Below are 14,950 nucleotides of genomic sequence, written 5' to 3'. Positions count from 1 at the left end.
CATGCAAGACCATAACCGGGAGAGGGAACCGTGTCACCGTCCGTAGACCTGGAACTCGGAGATGCGGACCTGATCGCGGAACGGGCTGTTCGTCGCGCAGTCCGTACCCGCGGCCGGGTCGTTGTCCTGCTCACCCGCGTAACGCGGGTTGCCGGTGCACTGGCTGCTCAGCACCTCCAGGCGCACGTGCGTGGCAGACGTCGGCGGGATGCGGAAACTGCGCAGGTTGACGGTCGGCGCGGTCGGCCGGAAGTTCGGGGCCGGGAACGCGTCGGACGGGCTGACGTACACCCTGCGGTATCCGGCGTCCGTCGTGCAGTCCGCGCGGGTGGCGTCGCACGCCCAGACCGCGAACGACCGCAACGCCGTGAACCGGTTCTGCGGGTTGGCCGGGTCCGCGTCGGTGAGGATCGCGGGCCGCAGCAGCGCGCTGACGTTTACCGACGTGATCACGCGCCGGCCGGTGCCCGCGAGATCGACGGTGACGGTACGGCCGGCCACCCCGTCCGTCGACGCCCAGTTCGTACCCTCGGTGTCGTCGATCAGTTTGTCGAGGTTGACGCCGGGCCCGCTGGCCGTGGCGCCGCGCGCCGCCGAGGCGAGATTCTCCGGCAGGCGCACCTCAAGCGTCGACGAACGACCTGCCCGGAACGACCGGGACAGCCGCTGGTGCCCGTAACCGGCCCCGGTGACCACGAACTCGAAGTTGACACCCGGCACGATCTCGAACGTGTCGCCGAGCGGCGTCGCCGGGTCGGTGTCCGCGACCGGCGTGACCCGGGCCTCGTAGTCGCCCACGAAGACCTGCACCGGCGCCGCGGCCTTGACCGTCACAGTCGCGTTCCGGGCCTGCGGTGAGGCGAAGCTCGGCACCGGCTGCGCGTCCGACGGGCCGCTTGTCGCGTCGCGGCCCATGCCGGACTCCGCGAACACGTCCCACAACAGCTTCTGATTCTCGCCGCCGAACCGGGCCAGGTCCGCGGCAAGCATGTTGTCCCGCATGTCGAGCATGCTGAACTGGCTGGCCGCCTGCAGCAGGAACGAGTCGAACATCAGCTGGATCCAGCGCCGGTTGCCCGGGCACCGGCCGATGTCGACCTTCCCCTCCGCGCAGCGCTTCTGCAGCTCCGCCGACCCGTCGCCGTACTCCTCAAGGAACGCCGTGCGCAGCCGCAGCTGCGTCGCGGTCCAGATCTCGCCGTCCGCGTGCGCCTGCTGGCCGACCTGGTCGTAGGCCATGTCGGAGAAGTTGAGCGGGCTGCGGCTGGAGTCGTAGTTGCGGATGCCGTTGACGGTGTTGCCGGTCACGTACGCGCCGGTCACGAAAGGCGTGTCGCCGGCCGCCCGCAAGCCGTTCTCGAACAGGTACTCCATCGCGAGCAGATCGCTCCACGACTCACCCATCGAGCCGCCCTGCAACGAGCCGATCCCGGTGTCCGGCCCGGCGATCATCCGGTTCGTGATCGCATGGCTGTACTCGTGCCCGATCACCGTCATGTCGTAGTCGCCGTCCACGCACGGCGGGTAGGCCGCGCCCGCGATCGGCTGCCACAGATACATGTTCGTGGTCGGCGGCAGACCGTCCCGCGGCGTGCCCTGGTTCGCGTTGTTCCGCGAGCCGCCGAGCGCGTTCTGCTGGGCCCGCCCGTTCTCCGGGTCACCACCGAGCCCCTGCCCGGTCGTGTTCACCACCTGCATGTTCCAGGCCGACTCGGTGAAGCCCAGGTGGTACGACCAGTCGTGCATCCGGTTGTGCATCGCGAACAGGTTCGTCACCGCCGCGTCCGCGTCGTTGCGCTGCGCCGACGCGTAGACGGCCGGGTCGCAGCGTGAGGCCTTCCACTGGTCGGTGAACGGGTACACGTAGGTGCGGTCCGTCGTCGGCGTGGCCGGGAACGGCGCCGCGTCGCCACCCCACATCACCACGTTGTCCGCCGAGTTGCCGCGCGTCGTGAACGTCGGCAGGCCGGTCACCGGGTCGACGTCCCACGGCGCGCCGGTATCCGCCGTCGCGACAGTTCTCGCACACCCCGGCTTCGCCTCAAAGCACCACAACTGCCGCTGATTGCGCTGGTTCGGCGTGGACGGGAACACCGCCCATGTCGGATTGTCCGAGTCGTAGTCCACCAGATCCTCACGGACCAGCACCGCTCCGGTCCGCGCATCCACATAGGTCGTCACCGCCACCGGGGTCCCGCCCGCCGCGATCGCCGTCACCGCGAACGCGGCCCGCGGACCGTCCGCAGGCGTCGGCACCGCCACGCTCTGCACGCTGGTCTCGGTCCCGGCCGGCAGCCGCACGTCCGCAAGCACTGTCGCGACCGCCTGCTCCTTCGTGACCGTGGCCGGATCCGGCGCCGACGTGTCCCGCGACAGCGAACTCGTCACCCGCAGCACCGCACCGTCCTTGACAAGCAACGACGCCAGCCCGTCGAACCCGGCCGGCAGGTCGCCGAACCGCTGCCGCAGCGTCACCACAGTCCCCGCGCCGATCGCCCGCTGCAACACCACGTCCATCGCGCCGACCGCTGCCGCCTCAAGCCCGTACCCGTTCGCCGGATCCGCCAGATAGGCTCGCGCCGCGGCGACCGGATCCGAAGACAGCCCGGAGGCCAGGACCCCCGGCCCCTCCGCGCTCGGCGTGCCGAGCGCGTTGAACCGCACCCCCGGCGCCGCGCTCCGCTGCCGTGAATTCGGCGCCACCACGCCGCGCCGATTGTCCAGATCCAGGCTCTCGTGCTCCTGCTCGCCCTGCGGCGCCGCCTCCCGCATCGAGGTGCCGGCCTCCGCCGGCGTCGCGGGCTGCAACACCGCGAACATGCTGGTCCCGAGCATCAGGGCGGCGGCCCCAGCCGTCACCCGCCGTCCGGTGTGTCCGATCCTTGGTGGGAGTCTGCGCACGATCGTCCCCTCTCGCCCACGTCACCGCGGGCACCTAACCCGATTGCGCGATCTAGATGCGTGAATACGCGATCGTTGCGGGCGGCACAAGGCCATGTGGCTGGCCGGCGCGCTGCTGGGTCGGGTCGCCGCTGGTCAGGCGGCTTTCAAGGCGCGGTGTTATATCCAAGCTGCTATGGCCTAAAAGGCCACGAAGACCGAAAACCCAGATCCTTTTCCCACTCTGTGGGTGGCCGTGACCGGCGCCGGCTCTGTTGCCCATTCGCGTCCGGCCGTTTGAGGGCCCGTGATCGGAAGGGCTGGGGCGTGGTGAGTCGTTTTGGTTGGTCGTGGTGCTTGCGGAGCGCCAGAGCAGCACGGGCATCGGCCCCTGCTTGGTGAAGCGGCTGCAGGTTGCAGTGGCTGCTGGTCGAGGTGGCTGCTGGTTGAGGCGGCTGCAGGTTGAGGCGGCTGCGGCCTGGGTGGGCGCAAGGACCGGCATCGAGGCCGCGAGTTTCACAGGGGTGCGGGCCGATCGCGGCACTTCGGCAGGTCTCGGGGCCGGGCAACGCGAAGCCGCATATGTCAGGACACAGTCGACGCTCACGACCCGCCTCATGCAGGTCCTCGGTCAGTTTCCAGGTTCGAGCGCTGCGCGTCCGACATTTCGGCCTATAGGTTCCGCCTGGCTCGTTCATCCTGACGCTGAAAGATCAGGACGGCTCGCGTCAAGATCCTTGCGGCTCTGGTGGCCCTTATCGCGCTCGGATAGGGGCCACCAGAGCCGCAAGGATCTTGCATCCCGTCAGATGGACGCGGAATCCCGAACAGCGAACCAATCTCGGCGCGCAGCGCCGGAACTGCCATCGCCCTGGCGCGGCGACACATCACAGCCGAGATCGACTGGCCCTTGCGACCGCCTGGGCCGAGATTGATCGTCCTGCCGTGAGTGCTGGCTTCGGTGCGGGTCCTTGTGGCCGCCTGGGCCGAGATTGATCGCCCTGCCGTCAGTCACTGGCTTCGGCGTCGGCCCTTGCGACCACCCAGGCCGAGATCAACCGCCCTGCTGCGGCCCCCGGTGCTTCGGTGCCGGCCCGTGCGACCGCCCAGACCGCAGCCGCCCAGACCAGCCTCCGCTGAGACGAGGACTGCGCTGCCCCCGCGTGCCGCGAGACCGCCGACTAGCCGGACCGACCCGCCACACTCCTGGCCTCAATGACAGCCCTTCGTTCGTCAGGCCCAGACCGCCGCACGCGAACCGGCGGCAGAGTCGGGAGGGATCCTGTTGCCCATCCGAGGATGAGGGGGCCGGGTCGGGCGCTATGCATCCGAAATTTTGTGACCTACTGAGGTTCCGCGGTCGGGGTGCGAGCCGGGCACTCCGCGCCCGAAATTTCGTTATATAGAAGCCCCTGACGCGCACTCGGCCTGACCGCGGAAGGTCAGTACTGGGTTCCGCGGACCGGGTACGAGTCGAGCGCTCCGCGCCCGGAATTTTGGTACATAGGAGCGTCTAACGCGCGATCACCCTGATCGCGCGGAAGGCGAGTACTGACCTTCCGTGGTCAGGTCCAGCATCGGGTGCTGTGCGGGCCCGAGGTCTTGCTATGTGCTGCCCGGCGTCGGCGTGCGCTCCGCCTCGGCATGTCTGTCTGGTGGTGGCGTGGGGCGGGGTTGGCTGTGGGGCGGTTGCCTCCGGCGGCCCTCCGGGGGGAGCGCTCCGGCTCCGGGGCAACCGAAAGCACTTTCAGCTGCGCTGCTAAAGCCTGTCGGTGGCTGGGTTTCGTGCGGCCTGTCTGCCCCGTCTGCCATCGACCCGGGCAGAGCCGAGCAGATCATCGGCAGGGCCGCCAGCCTTGGTGGGATTGGTTCCGGTTTGGCGGTACCTCACGAGTCTGCTGGTCACGCTGGGCGGGCCGGGCTCCGGTTTCGTGGGTGGGCACGCGCTGTGGGTTACGCCGGGTGGTGTTGGTGCGGTTCGTTGGTGGCGGCCCTGCCGATGATCTGCTCCCCGAAGGGCGGGTCGATGGCAGACGGGGCAGCCAGGCGGTCACTTTTGTGTGTTGCGCACACAACATCAAGGTCAAAGGCAGGGCGGCGCGGCGGGGGTATGGGTGAAATGTGAGGAAGCAGCGAGAGCGGAGGGTGTCAGGTGAGGCGTGTGCACGCTATTCGGCGCGAATGACGTGCACATGCCTCACCTGGCCGTCGATCTATCGGCCGTTGCTCATTGGTGGCGGCGGCCACGTACCGACAGCGGGGAATTTATCCTGGTATTTCGGGCAGGCGTTGGGCTGATCAGGTGATGGCGGAGCTGGCCCGGCATTCGCTCCCGCAGGCAAAGCTCGCGCCGGGCTCCGCTCGGAGCCGGTCCGTTCGTGCCATAGCCGACCCGGGTGCGTGGGCTGACCGCCGGCCGGGCGCGGCTATTCCGCCGGCCGGGCGCGGCTATTCCGTCGGCCAGGCCCGACTATTTCGCCGGACGCAGCAGCGGGGGATGCAGCAGCGTTGCTGGGCCGCGGCGGAAGAGTTGTGCCGGGCGGCCGCGTTCGCGGGTCGCGCTCTGGCCGGTGGGCGCGATGAAACCGTCCGCGCCGGTCACCTTGCGGTGGAAGTTGCGGGCGTCGATGGTGGTGCGCCAGACCGTCTCGTAGACCGTGCGCAGTTGCGCGATTGTGAACTCCGGCGGGCAGAACGCGGTGGCCAGCGGTGTGTACTCAAGTTTGGCGCGGGCCCGTTCGATGCCGTCGGCAAGGATCCGGTCGTGGTCGAAGGCGAGCGGGCCGAGGTCGTCGACGGGGTGCCAGTCGGCGCCGGCCGCGTCGCTGCCCGCGACCGGGGTGGGCAGGTCGGGCAGCAGCGCGAGGTAGGCGACGGTGAACACGCGGCCGCGTGGGTCGCGGTTCGGGGTGCCGTAGGTGCCGAGCTGCTCCAGGTGCCCGGCGTCGGGGTCGAGGCCGGTCTCCTCGCGCAGCTCGCGCCGGGCGGCGTCCGCCAGGTCCTCGCCGGGCAGCACGAAGCCGCCGGGCAGCGCCCACCTGCCCTTGAACGGTGGAATGCCGCGCCGGATCAGCAGTACGTGCAGCGCGCCTGCCCTGATGGTGAGCAGGACCAGGTCGACGGTGACGGCGGACCCGTTAATCGTCATGTTGACGATAATAGCCACAAGGCGTTATCGTCACTCTGACGAAAACTATTGAAGGGCGGCCGAGATGGCTGACGTGACACGGCGGTTCAACTTCCGGCACCTGCGGGCGGCCCCGACCAGCTGGGTCAGCCACACGCTGAACGGGAAGGTCAAGCGCGCCGGGACCGGCCTGTCGTTCTGGTACCGGCCGCTCACCGCGGTGCTGTCCGAGGTGCCGGTCGACGACCGTGAGCTGCCGCTGCTGTTCCACGCCCGCACCGAGGACTTCGCGGACGTGACGGTCCAGGCCACTGTGACGTACCGGGTGAGTGACCCGGCGGCGGTCGCGGCCCGCCTGGACTTCTCGATCGACCCCTACCGGGGGACCTGGCGCGGGCAGCCGCTCGACCAGGTGGCCGGCCTGCTCGCCGAGCTGGCCCAGCAGCCCGCGCTCGACCTGCTCGCCCGGCTCCCGCTGGCCGAGGCGCTGACCACCGGCATAGCGCCGATCCGGCAGTCCGTGGCGGACGCGCTGGCGGCCGACCCGCGGCTGGCCGAGACCGGCGTGTCGGTGGTCAGCGCGCGGATCGTCGCTATCCGCCCGGAGCCGGACCTTGAGCGCGCGCTGCAGACCCCCACCCGGGAGGCGGTCCAGCAGGACGCGGACCGGGCCACCTACGCCCGGCGCGCGCACGCGGTCCAGCAGGAGCGCACCATCGCGGAGAACGAGCTCCAGAGCAAGATCGAGCTGTCCCGCCGCGAGCAGGAGCTCGTCGAGCAGCGCGGCGCCAACACCCGCCGCGAGGCCGAGCTGGACGCGGAGGCACAGCTGGTCGCCGCGCGCGCCGAGGCGGACCGGCAGGAGGTGGCCGGTGCGGCCGAGGCCGAGGGCGTGCGCCGGGCCGCCGCCGCGGAGGCCGACGCGGAGCGCGCCCGGGACGAGGCACGCGCGGCCGGCGCCCGCCTGGTCGGTCTGGCCGAGGCCGAGGCGGAGACCGCGCGCCTGGCCGCGTACCGGGACCTGCCGCCGGCCGTGCTGCAGGCGCTCGCGCTCAAGGAGCTGGCCGGTCAGCTGCCCTCGATCAACGAGCTGACCGTCACGCCGGACCTGGTCAGCAAGCTCATCGGGCGGCTCGGGTGAGCACGCTCACCCCGCGTGTGGTGGTCGTGTCGCGGCGCAGCGAGCTCGACGAGCTGCTCGCCCGGCACGGCACCCGCGGTGCGGCCGCGTTCTTCCTGCGCGAGCGCGGCCGTGACCTGGACGAGGTGACGGCCCGGCACGCGGCGCTGACCACGGCGCTGACCACCGTCGGCGCCGCGATCCCGGCCGACTGGCGGCGCGGTCACGTCGAGCGCGCCGACCTGCCGCGCTTCCTGTTCGCACCGGAGGACGTGGTGATCGCCGTCGGCCAGGACGGCCTGGTGGCGAACGTGGCGAAGTACCTGTCCGGCCAGCCGGTGATCGGCGTCGACCCGGAGCCGGGCCGGAACGCGGGCGTGCTGGTCCGGCACGCGGCCGGATCGGTCGCCGCCCTGCTGCGCTCCCGGGACGGCGGTGAGGACCGGACCATGGTCGTCGCCCGCCTCGACGACGGCCAGCAGCTGCTCGGCCTCAACGAGATCTACATTGGGCACGCCGGTCACCAGTCGGCGCGCTACCTCCTGACCACCCCGGACGGCGCCCGGGAACGCCAGTCCTCGTCCGGCCTGATCGTCGGCACCGGAACCGGCGCGACCGGCTGGTGTGCGTCGATCGCCCGCGAGCGCGCGGCAGCACCCACGATGCCGTCACCGCAGGACCAGAGCCTCTGCTGGTACGTCCGGGAAGCCTGGTCCTCCCCGGCCACCGGTGCCACGCAGGTCGCCGGCCTGCTGCGGGCGGGCGGGCACCTGGAGGTGAGCAGCGAGTCGGAGCGGCTTGTCGCGTTCGCGGACGGCCTCGAGTCGGACGCGCTGCAGCTCACCTGGGGTCAGCGCATCACCGTCACGGTCGCGGACCGCCGGCTGCGCCTGCTGTAGAATTCAGTCGTCCATCGTCGCCACCGGCACGCGCTCCCGCTCGGCCCAGTCCAGCGCGGAGGCGATGCGCTCGGTGGGGAACGGCCGGCGCCGGGTCGTCATCACCACCACGTGGGCGTCGCCGGACAGGAACGCGTTCTGCGTGGCTGCCTCGGCGAGCCCGGCCCGGAGTTGATGTGCCGCCTCGACCGACTCGGCGGCGGACCTGGCGGGCAGGATCAGCAGGAAGTCGTTCTCGGCCAGCCGGGTGATCCGGTCGGCGTCGCGCAGCACAGTGGTCAGCACCTTCAGCAGCCCTTCGTCGCGAAGCGCCCCGGTGCGCCGCCCGGCCTGCTCCGGCAGCTGATGCGCCGCCGGGACGCGTACCGCCAGCAGGGACACCGGCAGCGTGCCGGAGGCGGTCACCCCGCCGGACCAGCGCCCGATCTCCTCCGGGCCGGCAAGCGGTGAGCGATCGGCGACCGCGATGCGGCGGCGCAGCCTGGCCAGCTCGTCCCGGTTGCGCTCGGTCCGCTCGACGAGCAGCTGGACCAGCGCGTCGCCGCGGCTCTCCCCGGTGCCGGCGGGCAGCTCGCGGACCCGGTCCAGCACGCCGGCCAGCGCCGTGCGGGCGTCAGGTGTGAGCCGGTCCGTGAACGCCGCCTCAAGCTCGATCGCCTTGTGCAGCGCGTCGTCGCGGCGCAGGCTCCACCACCCGTCGAAGAGCCGGCCCGACTCGAGCGTCGCGGCTGCCTCGCTTACCTGCTCGCGGTCGTGGGCCTCCAGCACGGCGCCGAACCGGGGCGTGAGGACGACGACTGTCCACTCGCGCGCGTACGGATCGTCCTCGTCAAGCGGGATCAGATGCCACCCGGCCGACGGCTCCGGTGCCTCGTCGGTGACCAGGCCCACGACGGTGACCGCTGCGGCACCGGCGATCCGGTCGTAGACGTCACGCTCCCGGGCGAAGTACGGCATACGCTGGAACAGCGCGATGACTAGCATCGGCCCGTCCTCGGCCGCGGCCAGCGCCGCCCGTTCGATGGCGTGCGAGACGGTCACCAGGGTCGACTTGGTCAGCAGCTTCGCGTTCTCTGGAGCAGGCACCCCCGCACCATAGGGGGAGTCAGGCCTGCACGCCGACCGGGGACGTGCCGGAACGTGCCCGCCAGCCGGCCGGCGGGTCCTCACCCACCAGGCCGTCAACGGACTCGCGCAGCAGGTCGGCGTGGCCGGTGTGGCGGCCGTACTCCTCGATTAGGTCGCAGACGAGGCGCCGCAGGCTGGCCGGCCCCTTGTGAATGCGCCGGTCGAGGCCACCGTCCCGCAGCGCCGCCGCGAGCCGGGTGCGGGACCTGCGGACCTCGTCGTCCCAAAGGGCGTAGAGCCGCTCCGGCGGGTCGTCCACGGCGGACGTGAACGCCCAGTCATGCGAGCCCTCGGACCAGGGGAGACCGGGGGAGGAGCCGTCCAGGTTCCAGGTGAAGCTCAGCGCCTCGACCGCGGCGAGGTGCTTGAGCAGTCCGCCGAGCGTCAGCGTGGACGCGCCGGCGGTGGCCCGCAGGTGCGCCCCGGACAGCCCGTCGGCCTTCCACCGGAACGTGGTGCGCAGCCGCTCAAGCATGCCGGTCAGGTGGGCGAGTTCGTCACCGGCGAGCGGCGGCTCCCACGGGGTGTCGGTCATCGGCTGACGGTAACCCGGGTTCCCGCCAGCCGATGTCCGAAATGCTGGACGGCCTCGCCGACCCGGTATCTTGCGACCCGGTCGGCGCGGGGGTTGAGTGGCGTGGCCGGTTCTACACCCGTGCGCCGGCCTCCACCAATGGGCCGTGGACCGTCCGGGCGAAGGCCCGGGGGTGGGGTCACGGTGCCGTTGCGGCCGCCGGGGAGCTCGTGCGGCGGCACACCGAGATGACTTTCACCGGTCACCAGCGCCACCTTGTGCCTTCGTTCTGGCGATGATCGGGCCCTGCGTTCGAGTGTGCCGGGCTACCGGCCGCGTACGGTGGCGACGGCGCGCTCGTAGAGGTCCCGCAGCGGTGGTTGCCCGTCCTGCCGTACCCAGACCTCGACCGCCACGTCGAGGCAGCTGAGCGCGGCCGCCACAAGCGCGGTCGCGCCGAGCGAGTCGAGGTGGTCGCCGGACCGGCGGGCCCGTTCCTCGATCAGTGGGCCGAGCGCGGCGCGCCAGGCTGCGCGTTGCTCCAGGTGGCGGGCGCGCAGGTCGGGGTCGCCGCCGACGAGCCGGGCGTACGCCAGCGCGCGGTCAGTGGGCTGGCCGGCGTCGGGGAGGTGCTCGGCGGCGCGCTGCAACGCGGTCCATGCGTCCTCGTCCGGCGGGCGGGCGGCGAGCGCGTCCACAAACGCGGCGATCTGGTCGTCGGTACGGCCGAGGACGAGTTCCTCCCGGGTGCCGAAGTAGCGGTAGAACGAGCGCCGGGAGATGCCTGATGCGTTCACGATGTCGTCCACCGACGTCGCGGCGAAGCCACGCTCGAGCATCAGCGCGATGGCGCTCGTCCTGACCTGGTCGCGCAGGTCCTGCTGCAGGCGGGTGCGCAGGCCGGAAGCCGGGGCGTCGTGAGGCATGCGGCAAGCCTACCGCATTTGGCACGTTGTGCCTTCGTGGCACAGTGTGCCATGCTGCGGCCGCCGAGCCTGGAGGATTCGATGACATTCGTGCATGTGGACACCGCGGAAGGCGCCCTGCGAGGCGTGCTCCGTGACGGCGTCCTGACCTTCCTGGGCGTCCCGTACGCGGCCGCCCCCGAGGGTGACCTGCGCTTCGCCGCGCCGGAGCCGGCCCCCGCCTGGACAGGTTCGCGGGACGCGCTCGCGCCCGGCCCGACCGCCCCGCAGCGGGCCCGGCGTACCTTCGCCGGCCTCGACATGTTCTCCGTGACCGGCGCCGAGTGGCGTCCGGGAGGTGACTACCTGACCGCGAACGTCTGGGCGCCGGCCGGCGCGGACCACGCACCCGTCATGGTCTACATCCACGGCGGGGGTCTGGTGATCGGCAGTAAGGACGCGGCGGTCTACTCCGGCAGCCGGTTCGCCCGCGACGGGGTGGTGGTCGTCAACCTCAACTACCGGCTCGGTGCGGACGGGTTTCTGCCGATCCCGGGCGTACCCACAAATCTGGGTCTTCGTGACATGCTCGCCGGGCTGCGCTGGGTGCGGCGGAACATCGCGGCTTTCGGCGGCGACCCCGGAAACGTCACAGTCCTCGGCGAATCGGGCGGCGCGATCGCCGTCGCCTGCCTGCTGACAAGTCCGCTCAGCGGTGGACTGTTCCACCGCGCGGTGGTCCAGAGCGGACACGGCTCGGCCGTCTACCCCCTGGAGATCGCCGGGCGGACGGTGCGCGCGCTTGCGAAGGAGCTGCGCATCGACGCGACGGCCGACGGCTTCCGGTCCGTGGACCCGGGCCGCACCGTGACGGCGCTCGCCCGGATCTCCCGGCCCGGCCGGCTCGATCTGCGGGACGAGAACGGCTTCGACCCCGCGTTCGGACTGGCGAAGATCAATCCGGTGTACGGCGACGACGTGCTCCCGGCCCATCCGCTGACGGCGCTGGCCGCGGGTGCGGGTGCCGACGTCGACCTCCTGATCGGCACCACAAGCGAGGAGGCCCGGTTCTGGTTCGGTCCGACGCGGCTGGACCGCCTTCCGCGCCCGGCGGCCCGGCTCCTCCTGCGACTCATGGCCCCGAACGCCACCGGGCTCTTCGCGGCGTACGCCGGCGCGTTCCCCGGCGAGCCCGGCGGCGCGACGCTGATCCGGGTGCTGAGCGACCTTTCCTTCCGCGCGCCGGCCCGGCTGTTCGCCGAGGCGCACCAGGGCCGGACGTACATGTACGAGTTCGAGTGGCGGTCTCCCGCGGCCGGTGGCCGGCTCGGCGCGGCCCACGGCATGGAACTGCCGTTCGTCTTCGACACCCTGGACACCGTGACCGGCCTGGGGCGGTTCGCCGGGAACAACCCGCCCCAGGCGATCGCGGACCGCGCCCACCGCCTCTGGATCGACTTCGCCACCTCCGGCGACCTGCCCTGGCCCCGGTTCGGCCCGCGGTCCCGGCAGGTTTACCTGATCGCACGCGGCGAGCCGGCTACCGAGGCCCCGCTGCTCGCCACCACGCTCCTCGCACCGGCCCGGTGACCTGCCGGCGCATCACGAGGTGAGGGCGGGAATGCGGGACAGGAACGGCAGAACGACAGCGGCCATGGCGTCCGGGACCTCTTCGGCGAGGTCGTGGCCGGCGTGGAAGACGTGGCCGGTGACGTCGCGGGCGAAGGTCCTCATCTGCGTCTCGTTGCGGTCGCCGATAAACGCGTCGCCGCCGAGGGCGAGCACCGGGACGTCGAGCGGCTGCCGGGCGGCCTCCCGGTTCTGCGCGGCGTCGACAAGCATGGCCCGGTAGACGGCAAGCATCGCGCGGATGCCGCCGGGCTGGGAGTAGCAGCGCACGTACTCCTCGACGGCGTCGGGTGTGGCCGTGTCGGGGAAGATCCGTTCGTTCTTGATCATGTAGGTGATCAGCTCGCGTTCGTGCCCGGCGATGAGCATCTCCGGCACATCGGGCTGGAAGTAGAACCCGAGGTGCCACAGGAACAGGCCCTCGACGTTCTCCGGGCTCAGCGTGGTGTGCTGCTCGAAGCCGAAGCCGGGGAACAGTGCCTCCGCGAAGACCAGGCCGGTGACCGCGCCACGGTGCCGGGCGGCGAGCTGGTAGCCGATCACCGCTCCCCAGTCCTCGCCGATCACGGCGTACGAGCTGTGGCCGAGGTGGGCCATCAGTGCGGCGATGTCGTCGGCCATCGTCGCCGAGTCGTAGCCGTCCGCCGGGTGGGCCGAGTCGCCGAGGCCGCGCAGGTCCGCGGCCACGACTGTGTGGTGTGCGGTGAGCCTGGGGATGAGATGCCGCCAGTGGTAGCTGGTCTTCGGGATGCCGTGCAGCAGCACGACGGCCGGCCCGCTCCCACCGGTGCGGTAATGCAGTGAGGTGCCGTTGACTGCGGCACGATCCGTGCGCAGGGGTACGCCCTGGTGGTCGACAATCATCTGACTGCCTTTCATATTAGACTGATCGATCTAGAATTTGCGTAACAAAAAGTGGCTGCCGCGCACCCGTCGTTCACGCCGCGAGCGCGGAAACTGTGGCGTCGATCGCCGACCGGATCCGGTCGTTCTGGCCCTCGCCGGCGCGCGCAAGCACCTTCAGCCCGGTGTTGACCGCGACAAGCATCGCCGCGCCGGCCCGCGGGTCGACGCCGTCGGCCAGCTCGCCCTGGGCGTGCGCCCGCAGCAGCGCGCTGTGCAGTGCCGTCTCGAGTCGCCGGCGATTGACCTCGAGCCGGCGTGACACCTCGGGGTCGTCGTCGCCGTGCTCGACCGTGGCGTTGACCGCGAAGCATCCGGCCGGCCCGTCCGCCGCCGGCCGGATGATGCTTGTCTCCAGCAGGCTGCGGATCGCGGCAAGCGCGGACTCGTGCGAGGCGAGCACGTCCGCCGCGGACGGCGTGACGCCCGCGTCGATGAAACGCTCGAGCGCGGCGAGGTACAGCTGGTGCTTCGACCCGAAGGTCCCGTACAGGCTGGCCCGGGCGATCCCGAGCTCGGCGACCAGGTCACCTGTGGAGGTGGCCTCGTATCCCTTGCGCCAGAACAGGCGCATCGCCGCGTCCAGCGCGACCGCCGGGTCGAATTCCTTGGTCCTCGCCATGCGGCAATGCTACACATTCGAGATCGAGCAGTCCAGAAACAGTGTGACGTGCGGTTCGGTCAGTCGGCCACATGCCCCTGTGGTCGGCGTGCCGGCCACGACGCCCGCGGGCTCTGCGCACCGCCGGGTGGTTCCGCCTTCCTGTCGTACCCACGTGATTGGATTCTGGGGTGGACGATGTGCGGCTGAGGGAGATCGCGGAGCTGTTGACCGGCGTCGGTGGCGTCGAGGCCGTCGTGCTGGGCGGGAGCCGGGCGCGCGGCACGCATCGCCCCGACTCCGACTACGACCTGGGGCTGTACTACCGCGATGACCTCGACGTCGCCCACCTGCGCAGACTCGCGGCGGAGGTGAGCGGGCGGGAGACCGAGGTGACCGCGCGGGGCGGCTGGGGGCCGTGGGTGGACGGTGGCGGCTGGCTGACCGTGGACGGTGTGCGGGTCGACTGGATCTACCGTGACCTCGCGCGCGTCGAGCGGATCCAGGAGGAGCGCCGGCAGGGGCGTTACGAGATCGGGTTCCAGCCGGGGCATCCGCTCGGGTTCTACTCGCACACCTATGCGGGCGAGGTCGCGCTCTGCAGACCGCTGGGCGGGCGCGGGCTGCGGCAGATCGACTATCCGCCGGCGCTCGGTGACGCGCTTGTCGCGGGTCTCTGGGAGGCCGACTTCATGATCGGGCTGGCGGGCAAGGTCGACGATCCGGTCCACCGGGCCGGGTGCCTGTTTCGGCTGGTCGGCGTGGTGTGCCAGGCGATGCACGGGCGGGCGGGCCGGTGGCTGATCAACGAGAAGGGCATGGTCGAGTCGGCGGCGGCGCTGCCGGTCGCGCCGCAAGGGTTCCTCGGCGACGCGCACGCGGCAATGCACAGTTGTGAAAAAGCGAAAAAACTGGTCGAGAGGGTACGGGAAAGGCTCTGACTCAGCGTTTGTCCGAGTGGCCCAGGCTCATGTCCGGGGCAATGCGGTCACGCACCAATTGTTTCAATTCGGTCAGTTCCGGATGGCCCTGCGACGCGCGTGACCAGATGGTCTCGCCGTCGAGCCGGACGTCGAAGACGCCGCCGGTGCCCGGGATCAGCGCGACCTCGCCCAGCCGCAGCGCAAACGTGGTGAGCAGCTCCTGCGCGGTCCAGGCGGCGCGCAACAGCCAGCGGCACTGGGTGCAGTACTCGATTTCCAGCCTCGGTTCCCGTGTCACGCATCGAAGTATGCCGGGCGAAT

The 14,950-nt window shown here is 71.1% G+C and carries 12 protein-coding genes; 4 read left to right on the top strand and 8 right to left on the bottom strand.

Translation table 11 applies throughout. The annotated features are described in order from the left end of the window. Window positions 1-33: 33 nt before the first annotated feature. On the bottom strand, window positions 34-2,859 hold the full coding sequence (locus ACIA8K_RS17025; protein WP_396059744.1) for a M36 family metallopeptidase: 2,826 nt from the start codon (window positions 2,857-2,859) through the stop codon (window positions 34-36). Window positions 2,860-5,350: 2,491 nt separating this feature from the next. Then, window positions 5,351-6,028, bottom strand: coding sequence for an NUDIX hydrolase (locus tag ACIA8K_RS17020; protein ID WP_396059742.1), 678 nt, complete (start codon window positions 6,026-6,028; stop codon window positions 5,351-5,353). A gap of 64 nt (window positions 6,029-6,092) precedes the next feature. Here ACIA8K_RS17020 and ACIA8K_RS17015 point away from each other — a divergent pair, with 64 nt between their 5' ends. Together ACIA8K_RS17015 and ACIA8K_RS17010 are read left to right on the top strand one after the other, a co-directional pair. After that, a complete protein-coding gene (locus ACIA8K_RS17015) occupies window positions 6,093-7,148 on the top strand; it encodes an SPFH domain-containing protein (RefSeq protein ID WP_396059740.1) in 1,056 nt (351 codons plus the stop codon). Continuing rightward, the gene (locus tag ACIA8K_RS17010; RefSeq protein ID WP_396059738.1) at window positions 7,145-8,026 is read left to right on the top strand and encodes a hypothetical protein; all 882 of its coding nucleotides are present in this window, start codon (window positions 7,145-7,147) and stop codon (window positions 8,024-8,026) included. The genes ACIA8K_RS17015 and ACIA8K_RS17010 overlap by 4 nt, the downstream gene beginning before the upstream one ends. 3 nt (window positions 8,027-8,029) lie before the next feature. On the opposite strand, the gene ACIA8K_RS17005 is transcribed toward ACIA8K_RS17010, so the two are convergent. From ACIA8K_RS17005 to ACIA8K_RS16995, 3 genes are all read right to left on the bottom strand, one after another. Next, a complete protein-coding gene (locus tag ACIA8K_RS17005; protein ID WP_396059736.1) occupies window positions 8,030-9,112 on the bottom strand; it encodes a DICT sensory domain-containing protein in 1,083 nt (360 codons plus the stop codon). A gap of 19 nt (window positions 9,113-9,131) precedes the next feature. Continuing rightward, window positions 9,132-9,689 carry a DUF664 domain-containing protein gene (locus ACIA8K_RS17000; RefSeq protein ID WP_396059734.1) on the bottom strand — a complete coding sequence of 186 codons (558 nt, stop codon included), beginning with the start codon at window positions 9,687-9,689 and terminating at the stop codon, window positions 9,132-9,134. Between the two features lie 305 nt (window positions 9,690-9,994). Then, entirely contained in the window at window positions 9,995-10,594 is a 600-nt protein-coding gene (locus ACIA8K_RS16995; protein ID WP_396059732.1) for a TetR family transcriptional regulator, read from the bottom strand. An 81-nt stretch (window positions 10,595-10,675) separates the two neighbouring features. Here ACIA8K_RS16995 and ACIA8K_RS16990 point away from each other — a divergent pair, with 81 nt between their 5' ends. Further along, window positions 10,676-12,163, top strand: coding sequence for a carboxylesterase/lipase family protein (locus tag ACIA8K_RS16990; RefSeq protein WP_396059730.1), 1,488 nt, complete (start codon window positions 10,676-10,678; stop codon window positions 12,161-12,163). Window positions 12,164-12,175: 12 nt separating this feature from the next. Here ACIA8K_RS16990 and ACIA8K_RS16985 read toward each other — a convergent pair whose 3' ends face one another. Together ACIA8K_RS16985 and ACIA8K_RS16980 are read right to left on the bottom strand one after the other, a co-directional pair. Further along, window positions 12,176-13,066, bottom strand: coding sequence for an alpha/beta fold hydrolase (locus tag ACIA8K_RS16985; protein WP_396059728.1), 891 nt, complete (start codon window positions 13,064-13,066; stop codon window positions 12,176-12,178). A gap of 73 nt (window positions 13,067-13,139) precedes the next feature. Then, complete coding sequence (locus ACIA8K_RS16980; protein WP_396059726.1) at window positions 13,140-13,727, bottom strand: TetR/AcrR family transcriptional regulator; 588 nt, start codon at window positions 13,725-13,727, stop codon at window positions 13,140-13,142. A gap of 170 nt (window positions 13,728-13,897) precedes the next feature. On the opposite strand from ACIA8K_RS16980, the gene ACIA8K_RS16975 reads away from it, so the two are divergent. Further along, entirely contained in the window at window positions 13,898-14,647 is a 750-nt protein-coding gene (locus tag ACIA8K_RS16975; protein ID WP_396059724.1) for a nucleotidyltransferase domain-containing protein, read from the top strand. A 1-nt stretch (window position 14,648) separates the two neighbouring features. Here the strand turns inward: ACIA8K_RS16975 and ACIA8K_RS16970 are convergent, their stop codons facing one another. Then, window positions 14,649-14,927, bottom strand: a complete 279-nt coding sequence (locus ACIA8K_RS16970; RefSeq protein WP_396059722.1) for a SelT/SelW/SelH family protein — start codon at window positions 14,925-14,927, stop codon at window positions 14,649-14,651. Window positions 14,928-14,950: the final 23 nt, after the last annotated feature.

Origin of the sequence: Catenuloplanes sp. NPDC051500 (genome assembly GCF_044454585.1) — a bacterium.
Classification (GTDB): domain Bacteria; phylum Actinomycetota; class Actinomycetes; order Mycobacteriales; family Micromonosporaceae; genus Catenuloplanes.
This window is presented reverse-complemented; position numbering and strand designations above follow the sequence as displayed.